Source organism: Pseudomonas sp. AA-38 (assembly GCF_029457475.1).
In the GTDB taxonomy this organism is placed as follows: domain Bacteria; phylum Pseudomonadota; class Gammaproteobacteria; order Pseudomonadales; family Pseudomonadaceae; genus Aquipseudomonas.
The window spans coordinates 4,823,481-4,838,547 of sequence record NZ_CP120359.1; the positions used below are offsets into that span (position 1 = coordinate 4,823,481).

13 protein-coding genes are annotated in these 15,067 nt (G+C 64.5%); 1 reads left to right on the forward strand and 12 read right to left on the reverse strand.

From position 1 onward, the window contains the following. Nucleotides 1-4: 4 nt before the first annotated feature. The 12 genes from hutG to bioB all read right to left on the reverse strand — a co-directional run bounded on the left by hutG (nt 5) and on the right by bioB (nt 14,539). Nucleotides 5-940: a formimidoylglutamase gene (gene hutG / locus PVE35_RS22150; RefSeq protein ID WP_277372993.1), complete on the reverse strand. Its 936-nt coding sequence runs from the start codon at nt 938-940 to the stop codon at nt 5-7. Then, nucleotides 930-2,147 carry an imidazolonepropionase gene (hutI, locus tag PVE35_RS22155; RefSeq protein ID WP_277372995.1) on the reverse strand — a complete coding sequence of 406 codons (1,218 nt, stop codon included), beginning with the start codon at nt 2,145-2,147 and terminating at the stop codon, nt 930-932. Before hutI ends, hutG begins: the two co-directional genes overlap by 11 nt. Before the next feature lie 1,184 nt (nt 2,148-3,331). Beyond that, nucleotides 3,332-5,110: an acyl-CoA dehydrogenase C-terminal domain-containing protein gene (locus PVE35_RS22160; protein ID WP_277372996.1), complete on the reverse strand. Its 1,779-nt coding sequence runs from the start codon at nt 5,108-5,110 to the stop codon at nt 3,332-3,334. A gap of 136 nt (nt 5,111-5,246) precedes the next feature. Next, a complete protein-coding gene (locus PVE35_RS22165) occupies nt 5,247-6,536 on the reverse strand; it encodes a GGDEF domain-containing protein (RefSeq protein ID WP_277374925.1) in 1,290 nt (429 codons plus the stop codon). A gap of 295 nt (nt 6,537-6,831) precedes the next feature. Then, nucleotides 6,832-8,637 carry a phenylacyl-CoA dehydrogenase gene (locus PVE35_RS22170; RefSeq protein WP_268179240.1) on the reverse strand — a complete coding sequence of 602 codons (1,806 nt, stop codon included), beginning with the start codon at nt 8,635-8,637 and terminating at the stop codon, nt 6,832-6,834. Between the two features lie 165 nt (nt 8,638-8,802). Continuing rightward, entirely contained in the window at nt 8,803-9,531 is a 729-nt protein-coding gene (locus PVE35_RS22175) for a putative metalloprotease CJM1_0395 family protein (protein ID WP_277372997.1), read from the reverse strand. Nucleotides 9,532-9,582: 51 nt separating this feature from the next. Continuing rightward, nucleotides 9,583-9,882 (reverse strand): hypothetical protein, encoded by a 300-nt coding sequence (locus PVE35_RS22180; RefSeq protein WP_277372998.1) that lies wholly within the window; start codon nt 9,880-9,882, stop codon nt 9,583-9,585. 98 nt (nt 9,883-9,980) lie between these two features. Beyond that, nucleotides 9,981-10,667: a dethiobiotin synthase gene (gene bioD / locus PVE35_RS22185; RefSeq protein ID WP_268179243.1), complete on the reverse strand. Its 687-nt coding sequence runs from the start codon at nt 10,665-10,667 to the stop codon at nt 9,981-9,983. Between the two features lie 31 nt (nt 10,668-10,698). Continuing rightward, nucleotides 10,699-11,538 carry a malonyl-ACP O-methyltransferase BioC gene (gene bioC, locus PVE35_RS22190; protein WP_277374926.1) on the reverse strand — a complete coding sequence of 280 codons (840 nt, stop codon included), beginning with the start codon at nt 11,536-11,538 and terminating at the stop codon, nt 10,699-10,701. Next, nucleotides 11,525-12,253, reverse strand: a complete 729-nt coding sequence (locus tag PVE35_RS22195) for an alpha/beta fold hydrolase (protein WP_277372999.1) — start codon at nt 12,251-12,253, stop codon at nt 11,525-11,527. The genes bioC and PVE35_RS22195 overlap by 14 nt, the downstream gene beginning before the upstream one ends. Then, entirely contained in the window at nt 12,246-13,415 is a 1,170-nt protein-coding gene (gene bioF / locus PVE35_RS22200) for an 8-amino-7-oxononanoate synthase (protein WP_277373000.1), read from the reverse strand. Before bioF ends, PVE35_RS22195 begins: the two co-directional genes overlap by 8 nt. Before the next feature lie 74 nt (nt 13,416-13,489). Continuing rightward, nucleotides 13,490-14,539: a biotin synthase BioB gene (gene bioB / locus PVE35_RS22205; protein ID WP_268179246.1), complete on the reverse strand. Its 1,050-nt coding sequence runs from the start codon at nt 14,537-14,539 to the stop codon at nt 13,490-13,492. A gap of 195 nt (nt 14,540-14,734) precedes the next feature. Between bioB and PVE35_RS22210 the strand changes: the two genes are divergently transcribed. Next, nucleotides 14,735-15,028 carry a hypothetical protein gene (locus tag PVE35_RS22210; protein ID WP_277373001.1) on the forward strand — a complete coding sequence of 98 codons (294 nt, stop codon included), beginning with the start codon at nt 14,735-14,737 and terminating at the stop codon, nt 15,026-15,028. Nucleotides 15,029-15,067: the final 39 nt, after the last annotated feature.

Sequence of the window (15,067 nt, forward strand, 5' to 3'; positions counted from 1 at the left end):
CAGCTCAGAGACTGAGCAGATGGATCAGCCGCGCCGCCACCTTGGCGGTGCGGTTGTCGATGTCGTATTCGGGGTTGAGCTCGGCCAGGTCGGCCAGGCGCAGCTTGCCGCTGGCCTTGAGCCGTTCGAGCAGCGGCTCCAGCAGCTCCAGGCGCACGCCACGGGCGGCTGGCGCGCTGACGCCCGGCGCTTCGCAAGCCGGCAGCACATCGATATCGATGGTCAGGTAGAGCGCGTCGCACTCGGCGGTGAAGGCGTCCAGCTCGGCGCCGATGGCATCGAGGGTCGACTCGCGGATCTCGTTATCCTCGCGCACCAGCACGTTCAGCTCGGCGGCACGGGCGAACAGCGCGCGGGTGTTGCTGGCGCGGCTGACGCCGAGGCAGGCGTAGCGAAACGGCCAGCCGCGTGCGGCGCACTGCTCGGCGATCTGCGCGAAGGGCGTGCCGGAGGAGTGCACATGGGCCGGGTCGCGCAGGTCGAAATGGGCGTCGAAATTGATGATGCCGATTTTAGGAGCTGGGTTGCCAGACAGATGCTCGGCCAGGCCTGACCAGCTACCGAAGGCCACTTCATGCCCGCCGCCGATCACCAGCGGCAGATGGCCGGCGTCCAGCAGCGCGCAGACGTTTTGGCCGAGACGCGCCTGGGCCGCCTCCAGGTCGCCGTCCTCGCAGGTCACGTCACCGGCGTCAAAGGCCGGCGCCTGACGATGCCAGGCCAGGTTGGCCAGGGCCTTGCGCACGCTTTGTGGCGCAGCGGCGGCGCCGACCCGGCCATGGTTGCGGCGCACACCTTCATCGCAGGCGAAGCCGAGCAAGGCCAGGCCCGGCTGGCTGTCTTCGGCGAGCACCTGGATGCGCTGGTGCCAGCGCGCGCTGTCGGCTTCCGGGTCGGTGCGACCGCTCCAGGCGGCCATCGAGTGACGATCAGCGAGCATAGGTCACGACTCCATTGAACACGCGCTGACGCAGACGCCCGGCCTGCACCGCGTAGGCCAGTTCGGCCGGTTGCTGGATATCCCACAGGCACAGATCCGCCGGCGCCCCTACTGCGATGCGACCGAGGTCGGGCAGGCCGAGGGCGCGGGCGCCGTGGGCGGTCATGCCGGCCAGGGCTTCGCGCGGGGTGAGGCGAAACAGCGTGCAGGCCAGGTTGGCCATCAGCGTCGGCATGCAGATCGGTGAGGTGCCGGGGTTGGCGTCGCTGGCCACCGCCATCGGCACGCCGTACTGACGCAGCAGGTCGATGGGCGGCAGTTGGGTTTCGCGCAGCACGTGGAAGGCGCCGGGCAGCAGCACCGCCACGGTGCCCGCCTCGGCCATGGCTTGCACACCGGCCTCATCCAGGTACTCGATATGGTCGGTGGACAACGCGCCATAGCTTGCAGCCAGGGCGCTGCCACCGAGGTTGGACAGTTGCTCGGCATGGGCCTTGATCGCCAGGCCGTGGGCCTGGGCTGCCTGGTAGATACGCTCGCACTGCGCCGGGGAGAAACCGATGCCTTCGCAGAACACGTCCACCGCATCGGCCAGCCGCTCACGAGCAGCGGCCGGAATCATCTCGTCGCAGACCAGGCTGACGTAGTCGTCGGCGCGGCCGGCATATTCCGGTGGCAGGGCATGGGCGCCGAGCAGCGTGGTGAGCACCCGCACCGGGCGCAGCTCGCCGAGGCGGCGGGCCACGCGCAGCATCTTCAGTTCGTCTGCGACGGTCAGCCCATAGCCGGACTTGATCTCCAGCGTGGTCACGCCATCGGCCAGCAGCGCATCGAGACGCGGCAGGCTGGCGGCGATCAACTCGTCCTCGCTGGCGGCACGGGTAGCGCGCACGCTGCTGAGAATGCCGCCGCCATTGCGGGCGATGGTTTCGTAGCTGACGCCTTCCAGACGCTGCTCGAATTCACCGGCACGATTGCCGGCGTACACCAGATGGGTGTGGCAATCGACCAGACCGGGCGTCATCACGCCGCCGCGCCCTGCTTCGACAGCGCCCTCAGCCAGCGCCTCGTCGAAGGTGCGCGACGGCCACAGGCCGGCAATGCAACCGTCCTCGACCAGCAGGTTCATCGCCTCGTCCAGTTGCGTCAGGCCATCGAAGACCTGTACATCGCGCCAGAGCTGTTTCGCGGTGGATTGCATCGGCATGGGATTCTCTCGGCTCAATTTGTATATACATTATGAGCAGATCGAATGGACGTCAAGCGACATCCGTCTGGATCATCGCTCTCGTATAAACCAATGCACCACCGGAGTCTTCTTAGCGTCTGCTGTGGAAAGGGCACCTCTGGTGAGAAAGGGCCAGAGCAATATGTATATACATTAAACAAGGCAAGGCGACTACGTCAGTCCACGACCAACCTCCCCGCCTGTCGACAGGAACGCCGCCCCCTGAAAACAAGAAGGTTCATCGCATTTTGTGGGGAATGCTTGGTTGATACCGGACTGGCAAGTTTGTGTGCTGGTTTTCAGTTGTTTCGGTGTTTAAGCTGCTTATCAGCGTTTAGCTGATGTCTCCCGTTTCGCCCCCCGGCGACCTTCTTTTGTCAAACGCCACAAAAGAAGGCAAAAAGGCTTGGCCCCGCCATCCGGCCCCGGCTTCGCCGGGGTTCGTTCGCTCCATCGTCGCTCCGAGGGTCGGCTTACAAGGGCCGTCCCTGGCCCTTTAAGCCTCTCGCCGCATCCCTGCGGCTCGCCCCTCTGCGCAACGATTCCACTCACCCTCCTGAAGGGGCCATTCGCGCGCCTGAACGAGTATGCACTCCATAGGTTGCTCGGCGTGTTCTAGTAGCGATGAAGTCGCGATTGGGTCGTCGAGTTAAACCAAAACTTTCATTCACGTAGTTTCATTCGCCTGGATAGCTTGCCGGTTTTCAGCCTGCATCCCGGTCAGCCCTACGGCTGACCCAATCTTCAAGCACTCCACACTACTTCTGGGTTACCTAGGGTTCAGGCGCGTGCAGAGCCCGCCCAGGAGGGCGAACGGAATCGTCGTGGAAGAGGTTGAGCGACATGGATGTCGCGAGAGCCGCGATGGGCCAGGGATGGCCCACCGCGGCGGGCCTCTGGAGCGGCGATGGAGTGAGCGAACCCTGGCGCAGCCAGGGCCGGATGAAAGGGCGGAGGGTTTGGTTACTTTGCCCGCAAAGTGACTCGCCCGGGAGGGCGAAACCAGAAATATCAGCAAAAACGCGGCAATCCGGAACAAGCACCCGAACAAGCCAACACACAAACTTGCCAGTCCAGTATCACACTGACTTCCCGAGCCCCGCACGAACAACCCATAAAAAAACCCGGCGCGAAGGCCGGGGTTCGGGATGTAGCGACAGCGCTTAGAACTGCGCAGCATCCAGCAGATACAGCGACTCGCTACCCGCCTTGACCGAAGCACTCAGCGAATGAATGCGCGGCAGCAGGCGGGCGAAGTAGAAGCGTGCGGTGCCCAGCTTGCTGGCATAGAACTCGTCCTCGCCTTCCTTGCCCAGCGCAGCTCGCGCCATCAAGGCCCACATGTAGGCATAGGCGGTGTAGCCGAACACCTGCAGGTATTCGACCGAGGCCGCACCGATCTCGTTGGGGTTGTTCTTGGCCTGTTCCAGTACCCAGGTGGTCAGCTCATCGAGGTTCCGCACGGCAGCGGCCAGTGGCTGGGTGAACTCGGCGAGGCTGGCATCGGCCGAAGCGATGAAGGCCTTGATCTCGTCGGCGAAGTGCTTGTAGAAGCTGCCGCCGCTGCCGACGATCTTGCGCCCCATCAAGTCCAGCGACTGGATGCCGTTGGTGCCTTCGTAGATCTGGGTGATGCGGCAGTCGCGCACCAACTGCTCCTGACCCCACTCACGGATGAAACCGTGGCCACCGAAAATCTGCTGGCCATGCACGGTGGTTTCCAGCGCCATGTCGGTGAGGAAGGCCTTGGCCACCGGGGTGAGCAGCGCCACCAGTTCGTCGGCACGCTTGGCGGTGTCCTTGTTCTCGCTGTACTTGGCCGTATCGAGCTGCATGGCGACGTAGCTGGAGAAGGCACGCCCCCCCTCGTTCAGCGCCTTCATGGTCAGCAGCATGCGACGCACGTCGGGGTGCACGATGATCGGGTCGGCCGCCTTGTCCTTGGCCACCGGGCCGGTCGGGGCGCGGCTCTGGATGCGCTCGCGGGCGTATTCGATGGCGCTCTGATAGCTGCGCTCGCCAAGGGACAGGCCCTGGATGCCGACGCCCAGGCGCTCGTAGTTCATCATGGTGAACATGGCCGCCAGGCCCTTGTTCACTTCGCCCACCAGGTAGCCGGTGGCGCCGTCGAAGTTCATCACGCAGGTGGCCGAGGCCTTGATGCCCATCTTGTGCTCAATGGAGCCGCAGCCCAGGGCGTTCTTCTCACCCAGCGAGCCGTCGGCATTGACCATGATCTTGGGCACCAGGAACAGCGAAATGCCTTTCGGGCCAGCCGGTGCGTCCGGCAGCTTGGCCAATACCAGATGGATGATGTTCTCGGTCAGGTCGTGCTCACCGCCGGTGATGAAGATCTTGGTGCCACTGACCTTGTAACTGCCATCGGCCTGCGGTTCGGCCTTGGTACGGATTATGCCCAAGTCGGTGCCGGCGTGCGGCTCGGTCAGGCACATGGAGCCCGCCCAGACGCCGGCATACATGTTCGGTAGGTACTGCGCCTTGAGCTCTTCACTGGCGTGATTGAGGATCGACAGGCAGGCGCCAGCGGTCAGCATCGGGTACAGGCCGAAGGACAGGCTGGCCGAGTTGACCATCTCCTCGACCTGGGCGCCGATCACCTTGGGCATGCCCATGCCGCCGAACTCCGGCGAACCACCGACGCCGACCCAGCCGCCTTCGGCGTAGGTGCGATAGGCCTCGGGGAAACCGGCGGGGGTCTTCACCACGCCGTTGTCCCAGGAACAACCTTCCTCGTCGCCGCTGCGGTTCAGCGGGGCGATGCTGCCGGCAGTGACCTTGCCGGCCTCTTCGAGAATGGCATTGGCGGTGTCTTCGTCCACCACCTCGGCCAGGGCCGGCAGCTCGGCCCAGAGCTTGGAGACCTCGAATACTTCATTGAGCACGAAGCGCATGTCGCGCAGGGGGGCTTTGTAATCGGCCATGGCATATCCTCGGGAAACGGACTGACGACAGGAGACCGAGCTTAATACAACAACTCGACAGACACATAGGGTCGTGTTGTGACCAAACATTCAGCATCCGTATGCATTCTGCCAGCATGGGCGAACGCAGCCAGGCTCAGTCCCCGTCCACCACCACCCGCACCGCGCCACGCCGCTGCGCGGCACTGCGAATGCAGTTGCGCCCGGCCGCCTTGGCACTGTACAGGGCATTGTCCGCCTCCTTGATCACCTCCTGCGGGCGGCGCTGCTGCGCCTGGCGCTCGGCCGCCCCCATGCTCACGGTCACCGAAACTTCGTTGGCACTCTTGCCGGTACGATGCTGCTTGCCCTGACGATCGTCGCGCGGCCGGTTCTGCTTGTCACGCAACTGCATGCGGTACTGCTCGATGGCCAGGCGCACGGCTTCCATGTGCGGCATGCACTGCTCCAGGCTCTTGCCGGGAAAGAGCAGGGTGAACTCCTCGCCACCATAACGATAGGCCTTGCCACCGCCGCCCACCTTGCGCAACAGGCTGGCGACCAGGCGCAGCACCTGATCACCGACGTCATGGCCGTGGGTGTCGTTGAATTTCTTGAAGTGATCGACGTCGACCATGACGATCACGTAGTCACGCCCCAGACGCTGCAAACGCTCGTTGAGCGCACGCCGCCCCGGCAGGCCGGTGAGTTCGTCGCGAAAGGCCATCTGGTAGGCCTCGTGGGCCACGGCGGCAACCAGCACCAGCATCACCATGCTGCTCATCACCTGCAATGCATGGGGCAGGATGAACACTTGCGGCAGCATCCACAGCAGGCCGAGCAGCCCCACCAGTTGTGCGGCATGCAGCGGCCTGGGTAGACGCAGGTACTGCACCAGCAAGGCGATGAAGGCGACCAGGAACATCCCATAGCTCAGTTGCGCCAGGCTCATCCAGCTACCGTGCAGCGCCGGCCAGTGCACCTGCACCAGCCAGTCGGCGATGCCCTGCGGATAGCGTCGCGCCAGGCCGAGCGCCACCGCGCCAACCGCCAGCAGCACCAGTGCGCGGGCGAACAGATCCTGCAGCAGATGCGAGCGCTCCTGCCAGCAGCCATACAGGGTATAGAGCGCAGGCAGCAGCAGGCAGATCAGGTGGAACACCAGCACCGCATCGCTGCGCACCTGGCCATGTTCGCGGAAGTGATCGACCTGGATATCGAGCAGGAAGTAGCCGATATAAAGCAGCGCCAGCAGCACGACTTCGCGTTGCCGGCCATAGACCATGCAGAAGGCGCCACCGAGCAGCAACAGCAGGGTCGGCAACACGTTGAACAGGGAAATGAAGAATTCGTTGAGCACGGGCAGGCGCGCGGCCACCATGCCACCGAGCAGAAACGGCAACGACGAGACGAAATGGCTGAAGCGCAAGCGGGCCAGACGAATCACGGCGGCACCCGAGATGGAAGATGCAAGCATTCTGCCTGCTTCCCAGGAGGAAAACAGCGACGGAATGCGACATTCCTAGCAGGCAGTTGAAAAACGTAGGCGAGGCAGGCAAGACAAGGCAAAAACAGCCGAAAAAGCGCAGTTTACGTGCTGTAAATGAGCATTTTGACTGGGCTCGCACACGAGGCTGTTTTTAACGCAGTATTGCCAACGCAGGTAGTTTTTCAACAGCCTGCTAAGGCAGAAACGGGAACGCCGCCCAGTGGGCGGCGCTCCTCTTGCAGCAGGCTGAAACTTAGAAGCCGAGCGCGAAGTGCTCTTCGTCCATGTCCATCAGGTTGCTGGCACCCGAAAGCATGGCTTCGACATGGGTACGGGTACGCGGCAGGATGCGCGCGAAGTAGAAGCGCGCAGTCTGCAGCTTGGCCTGATAGAACGCGGCATCGCCTTCGCCGGCTGCCAGCTTCTCGGCGGCCACACGCGCCATGTCGGCCCAGAAGTAGGCCAGGCAGGCGTAACCGGAGTACATCAGGTAATCCACCGAAGCGGCACCGACTTCCTCGCGATCCTTCATCGCCGCCATGCCAATCTTCATGGTGACGTCGCCCCACTCCTTGTTCAGCTTGGCCAGCGGCTCGACGAATTCCTTGACGGCTTCGTTGCCTTCGTTGGCCTGGCAGAACTTGTGCACGATCTTGGTGAAGTTCTTCAGCGCACCGCCCTGGGTCATCAGCACCTTCCGGCCCAGCAGGTCGAGCGCCTGAATGCCGGTGGTGCCTTCGTACATCATGGAGATGCGGCAGTCGCGCAGGTTCTGCTCCATGCCCCACTCGGCGATGAAGCCGTGGCCGCCGTAGATCTGCATGCCGTGGGAGGCGGACTCGAAGCCCACTTCGGTCATGAAGGCCTTGGCGATCGGGGTGAGGAAGGCCAGCAGTTCGTCAGCGGCCTTCTTCTCTTCTTCGCTCTGGCTGTACTTGACGATGTCCACCTGCTTGGCGGTGAAGTAGACCATGGCGCGGTTGCCTTCGGCGAAGGCCTTCATGGTCAGCAGCATGCGACGCACGTCGGGGTGCACGATGATCGGGTCGGCGGCCTTGTCCGGCGCTTTCGGGCCGGTCAGCGAACGCATCTGCAGACGCTCGCGAGCGTACTTGATACCACCCTGGAAACCGGCTTCGGCATGGGCCAGGCCTTGCAGCGCGGTGCCCAGGCGAGCGGTGTTCATGAAGGTGAACATGCAGTTCAGGCCCTTGTTGGCCGGGCCGATGAGAAAGCCGGTGGCGCCATCGAAGTTCATCACGCAGGTGGCGTTACCGTGAATGCCCATCTTGTGCTCGATGGAGCCACAGGCCACGGCATTGCGCTCACCCACGCCGCCTTCGGCATTGGGCAGGAACTTGGGCACGATGAACAGGGAGATACCCTTGGTACCGGCCGGTGCATCGGGCAAGCGCGCCAGCACGATATGGACGATGTTCTCGGCCATGTCGTGCTCACCCGCGGAAATGAAGATCTTGGTACCGCTGACCTTGTAGGTGCCGTCGGCCTGAGGTTCGGCCTTGGTGCGCAGCATGCCCAGATCGGTGCCGCAATGCGGCTCGGTCAGGCACATGGTGCCGGTCCACTCGCCGGACACCAGCTTGGTCAGGTAGGTGTGCTTCTGCTCGTCGGTGCCGTGGGATTCGATGGTGTTCATCGCGCCATGGGACAGACCGGGGTACATGCCCCATGCCCAGTTGGCGGTACCGACCATCTCGCTGACGGCCAGGCCGAGGGATTCCGGCAGGCCCTGGCCACCGTGCTCGACGCTGTGCGCCAGGCTCGGCCAGCCACCTTCGACGAACTGCTGATAGGCTTCCTTGAAGCCGGTCGGGGTCTTCACGCCAGACTCGCTCCAGGTGCAGCCTTCGGTGTCACCCACACGATTCAGCGGAGCCAGTACCTGCTCGCAGAACTTGGCGCCCTCTTCGAGGATGGCATCGACCATGTCCGGGGTGGCGTCCTGACAACCTGGCAGGCTCTGGTAGTGAGCTTCGTAGCCCAGCAGCTCGTCACGAACGAAACGAATGTCACGCAAGGGGGCCTTGTAGTCAGGCATAACGGTAAACCTCTGCGATGGAGTCAGTTGTCAGGGTGACCGGATTCTCGGTCTCTGCGGGATCGCTCCCGGCTGCCTAGCCACTGAAAGCGGGCCGGCAATCAAACAGGCGTTTGAAACATACGTTTAGGGCTCACCCTTTGTCAAGCACTGGCAATCGGCTGGTCAGGCGACCTGATCGATGCGCGATACCACCGTCTGCTCGGCACCGATGCGCCGATATAGATCAAGACTAGGTGCTGCCGTGGAGGGCTGCTGGGAATCGCTGCTGGTGGGCTTCTCGCCATCCGCCGCCTGCTCCTCGCCCTGCTGCGTTTCGTCGCTGGCTTCGGTGGTTTCTTCGCGGCGCTGTTGCGCCAACTCCACGCGCGCCTGGGCCGCCTGCGCCTGCGCCATGGCGGCAACGCTCAGATCCTGGGCGGAGGGTTCGGCAGGGGCCAGCGCGGCGCGCCGGACGATCTCCATTTTCTGCAGGGTCGCTGCGGGATCGTTGGGCACCGGGCTGACGTCGATGCTGACTTCACCGGATATCGCATAACGCTGGCCATCGGGCCCGCGCTTGAAGTCGTAAGTGGGGGCGCCGGCGTATTGCCCACCCACGGCGGCGTGCGCCTGCTCGTGCGCACGCACCTCGCGGTCACGTCGGCTCAGTTGGGAGATTTCGGCTTGTTCCTGGAGCAGTTGCTGATCGCGCCTGGCGGACTGGCCATCTGTAGGGGACTGATCGGCCTCTTCGCGGGGTGAAGCGGCATTATCGGCCTGCGCCTCCTGCGTCGGCGCGGCCGGAGCCAGATCGGAGCGAGCGAGGTCGGGAGTGGCGTCGGAAGAAAGCGGCCGGGCCGCTGAGGCTATCGGCTGGGCGGGGATATAGGCCGTGCTGCTGGCAATCTGCATCTGTGCCTACCTTCCCGCATGACAGCCAACGACCGGGGCACGAGGCCGCCGTCAGGCGCGGGTATCGATCAGGGTGCCCAACGCCTCGTCGGCGGTCTTGACCACCTTGGAGTTGGCACGTACTTCGTTTTCGGCAACACGTAGCGAGACCAGGCTTTCGGTCAAATCGGGGCTGGTCGGCTCGGCGCTCTGCCGGGTCGGATTGACCTGATTCTGCGCAGGGTTCGGGTTCGCCGGTTGGGCAGCGGGCAGGCTGTTGCCGGCAATTTCGGCGGCGGCTTGCTCAGCGCGGCGCTGACCGGACTGAATGCCACTGAGACCGGAACTGAATGCGCTGGAAGAAATTTCCATATGAACGCCCTCGCGGGGTTGGAAGCTGATGGACTGTATTGAAGCAGATACTGCCTAAAAAATGTACAGAGAAATGGCTATGCTCGCGTTACCGCTTATTACGATAGCGACAGGCCATCAAGGTATAGGTGCTTGGCGACAGCCGCTGGCGTGGCCTGCTTCAGCCAGGGCACCTGCCCCAGACAGGGGGCTGGCAGGCGTTCGCCAAGAGTGGCGAGGTTGTCCGCGAGGCGCGAGGTATCGGCATCGACGATATTGGCCACCCAACCGGCCAGGTGCAGGCCGTCACGGGCAATGGCCTCGGCACTGAGCACAGCGTGGTTGATGCAGCCCAGGCGCACGCCCACCACCAGAATCACCGGCAGGTTCAATGCCACGGGTAGGTCGGACAGGGTCTGCTGCCCTGCCAGCGGCACGCGCCAGCCACCCGCCCCTTCCACCAGGGTGAAGTCCGCGCCACGCTCCAGTATGGCCTCCACCGCCTTTTGCAGCGTGGCGACATCCAGCGTCACCCCCGCTTCGCGGGCGGCCAGGTGCGGGGCGATGGCAGGGGCGAAGGCCAGCGGGTTGACCTCCTCGTAGCGCAGCGGCAGCGAGCACTCACCGAGCAGTGCCAGGGCGTCGTCGTTGCGCAGGCCCTGCGCCGTCATCACGCAGCCGGAGGCCACCGGCTTGGCCGCCGCCGTACTCAGGCCGCGCAGGCGCGCGGCATGCAGTAGGCCGGCGGCGATGGTGGTCTTGCCGATCTCGGTATCGGTGCCGGTGACGAAATAGGCATGGGGCATGGCAGGTTGTTTCTCCGTTGCGCAGGAGGGTTCAGAAGGGCTTGCGCAGGACGCCATAGACCACCTGGTAGGTGGCCGGCAGGCCGTCCGTCTCGCGATAACGCTCGTAGGCCGACAGCAGCGCGGCGATACGGGCGCGGCCGGTGAGGCCATCCGGGCGCCCGGGGTTGAGGTTGTGCGCGCCGATGTCCTTGAGCGAACGGGTCAGGCTGCGCAGATCGGGAAAATGCAGGCGATGGGCCTGGCGTTGCAGGCTCAGCACCTGCAGCTCGCTGGCCGCGCATAGACGCTGGTAGTCCTCGAAGTGACGGAAACGGTTGACGTGGACGAAGCCATCGACCGCCTGCCAGCTATCACGCAGTTCCTGCAGGGTACCGACGCACAGGCTGGAAAAGGCCAGCACGCCACCTGGCCGCAAGACCCGCGTGGCCTCCTGCAAAACCAGGGCGAAGTCGGCGCACCATTGCAGCGCCAGGCTGGAGAACAGCAGGTCGAGGCAGGCGTCCTGCAAGGGCAACGCCTCGGCATCGCCGACGATGAAGTGCGCAGCGCCACCCAGGGGTCTGGCGTGGCGCAACATGCCCTCGGCAATGTCCAGGGCCAGGCCCTCGGCGTTGAAGTGCGCAGCCAAGGCCCGGGTAAAGTGCCCGGTGCCGCTGCCCAGATCCAGCCAACGCCTTGGCTGCATATCCGTCGGCAAGCGCGCCAGCAACTCGTCACCGACACTGCGCTGCAATTCGGCGACGGCATCATAGCTGGCCGCCGCACGGGAGAAGGACGCCGCTACCTGGCGTTTGTCCGGCAGCAGTCCGGGCTGTGCTTCCTGAGATTCAGGCAGCCGGTGCGCAGGGCGCACCCTACAGGTCACCATCATGGGCCTCGCAGATGAAGTCGAGCATCAGTGCGGCCAGGCTGGCTGGCTGCTCCAGCACGAAGCCATGGCTGCACCCCTCCAGCACGTCCACCTCGCCTGCCGGCAGCAGCGCCAGCAAGGCTTCGCCGGCCGCCGCCGGCACCAGGGCGTCCTGCTCGGCCAGCAGATGCAGTTGCGGCCCGGCATAGCTCGCCAGGGCGTTGCGGTTGTCCAGGCGGGCCAGCACCTCGAGCCCGGCGAGCAGGTGCTCGTCAGCGTGCGTCTGCAGGTGAGCCTGCAGTTGTCGTGACAGGCCGCGTGCATCGGCAGCGCCCTGGGCGCAGAGCAGGGCGAAGCGCTTGAGGGTGGCGGCTGGAGTGGCCTCGCAGCCGGCATGGAAGGCGGCATAGGTGTCAGCAGGCATTGCACTGAGCCAATCCTCGCGCGCGACGAAGCAGGCATTGCTGGCCAGGCTGATCAGCCCACGACAGCGCGCGCCACGGCGCGCCGCCAAAGCGCTGGCCAGCATGCCGCCCAGCGACCAACCGGCCAGCCAGCAATCGCTGGGCAGCCGCGCCTCCAGCTCGTCGAGCCAGGCGTTGGGGTCTGCCGTAGTCAGCCTTGGCAATGGCGCAATCTCTGCCTGCAGGGTATCGCCCAGGGCTTGGGCCAGAGGTTGCAGCAGCGCACCGTCCAGCCCCCAGCCTGGCAACAGGATCAGCCGCTCAGTCATCGGGGCTCACCAGCGGCCAGCACTCGGACAAAGCCTCCAGCAGGCGTTCGAGCTGCGCCTCGCTGTGCGCGGCGGACAGCGTGACGCGCAACCGCGCGCTGCCTGCCGGCACCGTCGGCGGGCGAATGGCGCCCACCAGCAGACCGCGTTCCTTGAGCAGAGCGGAAAGCTTCAGCGCACGGGCACTGTCGCCCACCAGAATCGGCTGGATCGGCGTAGGACTCTCCATCAGGTGCAGACCGATCTCGGCAGCCCCCTGGCGGAAGCGGGAGATCAGCCGGTTCAGATGCTCCCGACGCCAGTGCTCGCTGCGCAGCAGCTCCAGGCTCTTCAGGGTGGCGCAGGCCACGGCGGGTGGTTGGCTGGTGGTGTAGATATAGGGCCGGGCGAACTGGATCAGGGTTTCGATCAGTTCCTCGCTGCCGGCGACGAACGCCCCGGCCGTGCCGAAGGCCTTGCCCAGGGTGCCAACCAGCACCTGCACGTCATCCTGACCCAGACCGAAATGCTCGACGATACCGCCACCGCTCACCCCCAGCGGGCCGAAGCCATGGGCATCGTCCACCATCACCCAGGCCTGGCGGGCGCGTGCCTCAGCGCAGAGTGCCGGCAGATCGGCCAGGTCGCCGTCCATGCTGAACACCCCATCGCTGACCACCAGGCAGTTGCCGCTGGCCTTGCGCAGACGACTGGCCAGGCTGACCGCATCGTTGTGCAGATAACGGGAGAAGCGCGCGCCGGACAGCAAGCCGGCGTCGAGCAACGAGGCGTGGTTGAGGCGATCCTCCAGCACGCTGTCGCCCTGCCCCACCAGCGCGGTGACGGCAGCCAGATTGGCCATGTAGCCGGTGGAAAACAGCAGTGCACGCGACCGGCCGGTGAATTCGGCCAGCGCCTCTTCCAGCTCGTGATGCGGTGTGCTGTGGCCGATCACCAGATGCGAGGCGCCGCCGCCGACGCCCCATTTCTGCGCCCCCAGTTGCAGCGCGCGTATGACGTCCGGGTGATTGGCCAGGCCTAGATAGTCATTGGAACAGAAGGCCAGCAGTTGCTTGCCATCGGCATGCACCTGCGGCCCTTGCGGGCTCTGCAGCAGCGGGCGCTGGCGGAACAGATCGGCGGCCTGGCGCTCTGCCAGGCGGGCGGATAAATCGAAAGGCATTACAAAGCTCCAAGCGGCAAGCCACAAGCTTCAAGAGGCAAGCAAGCGACACTTGCGGCTCATGGCGGCCGTCGTCAGACGGCCGAGTAGAACAGCTTGGAGTCGCGCTGCTCGACCAGTGCCTGCTCGATGGCCGCCTGGTGTACCTCATCAGCATGCTCCTCGCGTTCCTCCGGCTTGATGCCAAGACGTTTGAACAGAGCCATGTCCTTATCCGCCTGGGGGTTGCCAGTGGTCAGCAGCTTCTCGCCGTAGAAAATCGAGTTGGCGCCGGCCATGAAAGCCAGGGCCTGCATCTGCTCGTTCATCTGCTCGCGACCGGCGGACAGGCGCACGTGGGACTTCGGCATCATGATGCGTGCCACGGCCAGGGTGCGGATGAAGTCGAAGGGGTCAACGTCCTTCTCCTCGGCCAGCGGCGTGCCCTTGACCTTGACCAGCATGTTGATCGGCACGCTTTCCGGGTGCTCCGGCAGGTTGGCCAACTGGATCAACAGGCCGGCGCGGTCATCCAGCGACTCGCCCATGCCAAGGATGCCGCCGGAGCAGATCTTCATCCCCGCCTCGCGCACGTAGGCCAGGGTCTGCAGGCGCTCGCCATAGGTGCGGGTGGTGATGATGTTGCCGTAGAACTCCGGCGAGGTGTCGAGGTTGTGGTTGTAGTAGTCCAGGCCGGCGTCGGCCAGCGCCTGGGTCTGCTCCTGATCCAGGCGGCCGAGGGTCATGCAGGTTTCCAGGCCGAGCTTCTTCACGCCCTTGACCATCTCCAGCACGTAGGGCATGTCCTTGGCTGACGGATGCTTCCACGCCGCGCCCATGCAGAAGCGCGTGGAGCCGATGGCCTTGGCCTCGGCGGCCGCCTCCAGCACCTTCTGCACCTCCATCAGTTTTTCCTTGTCCAGGCCGGTGTTGTAGTGGCCGGACTGCGGGCAGTACTTGCAATCTTCCGGGCAGGCGCCGGTCTTGATCGACAGCAGGGTGGAAACCTGCACGCGGTTGGGGTCGAAGTGCTCACGATGCACGCTCTGCGCCTGGAACAGCAGGTCGTTGAAGGGTTGCTCGAACAGCGCACGCACTTCGGCGAGCGTCCAGTCGTGACGGGTGGGGGTGGCGGTTGCGCTCATCAGCGAAGTCCCTCGACGCTTGCTTGCGTCTGTTGTCGGGCCCATGGGGGGGCATTCAGGCTGAGGCCATCATAGAAAGCCTTGGAACGCTGTCAACCACCAAAAAGACACGAGTTTACATATGAGCAAAAAATAGCCACAGAACTTCCCTGATGGCCCAAGGCCCAATGATCAACGCAGAACAGGAAGCACGACATGCAGGTAGAAGGTTTCTTCGAGGGACTGGGCGAGGCGCTCGGCCGGGTCATCCGCTTCGTCGTCGACATGCTCTCCGGCGCGCTGAGCGCCGTGGCCGATGCCATCGACGACTTCCTCCATGGCCTGGCCAACGCCATCGGCATGGACAGTTCGATCTTCAGCATCCTCCTGCTGATCGTTGGCCTCTTGTTTCTCTACAACGGCGTGCGCGCCCTGCTCAGGCGCTCCATCATCGGCGGAGTGATCTGGCTGCTGCTGGGGCTGATGGTGATGGGCTGGCTGATTCGCTGATGTGCGACTAGGCTGAGGGCTTCGCCTCAGGGAGGAGCG

Excerpts from the sequence above, each read along its gene's own strand:
- PVE35_RS22175 (WP_277372997.1), bottom strand. The coding sequence starts at position 9,531 with ATGCAGATTGCCAGCAGCACGGCCTATATCCCCGCCCAGCCGATAGCC.
- PVE35_RS22160 (WP_277372996.1), bottom strand. The coding sequence starts at position 5,110 with ATGGCCGATTACAAAGCCCCCCTGCGCGACATGCGCTTCGTGCTCAAT.
- hutG (WP_277372993.1), bottom strand. The coding sequence starts at position 940 with ATGCTCGCTGATCGTCACTCGATGGCCGCCTGGAGCGGTCGCACCGAC.
- bioB (WP_268179246.1), bottom strand. The coding sequence starts at position 14,539 with ATGAGCGCAACCGCCACCCCCACCCGTCACGACTGGACGCTCGCCGAA.
- bioF (WP_277373000.1), bottom strand. The coding sequence starts at position 13,415 with ATGCCTTTCGATTTATCCGCCCGCCTGGCAGAGCGCCAGGCCGCCGAT.
- PVE35_RS22170 (WP_268179240.1), bottom strand. The coding sequence starts at position 8,637 with ATGCCTGACTACAAGGCCCCCTTGCGTGACATTCGTTTCGTTCGTGAC.
- PVE35_RS22195 (WP_277372999.1), bottom strand. The coding sequence starts at position 12,253 with ATGACTGAGCGGCTGATCCTGTTGCCAGGCTGGGGGCTGGACGGTGCG.
- PVE35_RS22180 (WP_277372998.1), bottom strand. The coding sequence starts at position 9,882 with ATGGAAATTTCTTCCAGCGCATTCAGTTCCGGTCTCAGTGGCATTCAG.
- hutI (WP_277372995.1), bottom strand. The coding sequence starts at position 2,147 with ATGCCGATGCAATCCACCGCGAAACAGCTCTGGCGCGATGTACAGGTC.
- PVE35_RS22210 (WP_277373001.1), top strand. The coding sequence starts at position 14,735 with ATGCAGGTAGAAGGTTTCTTCGAGGGACTGGGCGAGGCGCTCGGCCGG.
- bioD (WP_268179243.1), bottom strand. The coding sequence starts at position 10,667 with ATGCCCCATGCCTATTTCGTCACCGGCACCGATACCGAGATCGGCAAG.
- bioC (WP_277374926.1), bottom strand. The coding sequence starts at position 11,538 with ATGGTGACCTGTAGGGTGCGCCCTGCGCACCGGCTGCCTGAATCTCAG.